The organism is Brevibacillus sp. YAE8, from assembly GCF_057543335.1.
Genome location: NZ_BAAIYG010000150.1, coordinates 1 through 542, shown reverse-complemented (window position 1 = coordinate 542; position 542 = coordinate 1). Strand labels below are relative to the sequence as shown.

The following is a 542-nucleotide window of genomic DNA, read 5'->3' as shown; positions in this document are numbered from 1 at the left end:
ACTGGACGAGTGCAGAACTGGGGGCAAATGCTCCTCCAGCTCTCCGTTTTCTTCCCGGATCGGATCGGCCAATACTTACGCTAGTTTTTTATTCCAAAAGGGTTTACACAAAATACTGGACAGACCCCCGCGAGGTCCTGCTGCAGTATTCCATTTTTCTTTTAGAAACGGGTAAAGCTTTACGTCTTTTAAAAAATAGAGTTCCTACCAAAAATAATACGCTTCCTCAGCACGTATAGAGTCATGAGTTCGAATTTTCCCCTTACGCCCTTGACTCCTTTTTCCGTAAAAGGATGCTTCAAATAGGAGATGCAAACTTCGCATCCAATTATTTAGGCCGGCCTCCACTACATTCTTGACAAACTCCAAGTTAAAGAATAATACTCTTGTTTCTTCTCAAAATTTTTTGGGTAGAGACAGATTGTAATATCAAGTGCGACACCTAGATAAAAAAACGGCCCATGATTGATTCGTGTAAAATGAAGTCACCACAACACCATTTACACAGGAGAATCAATCATGAGTTATACACATCTTAGCAT

1 protein-coding gene is annotated in these 542 nt (G+C 40.8%); it reads left to right on the top strand.

The features are described from left to right. Nucleotides 1–239: hypothetical protein (locus AC27IT_RS28100; protein WP_487092307.1), on the top strand; the 239-nt coding region annotated here is incomplete at its 5' end. Nucleotides 240–542: the final 303 nt, after the last annotated feature.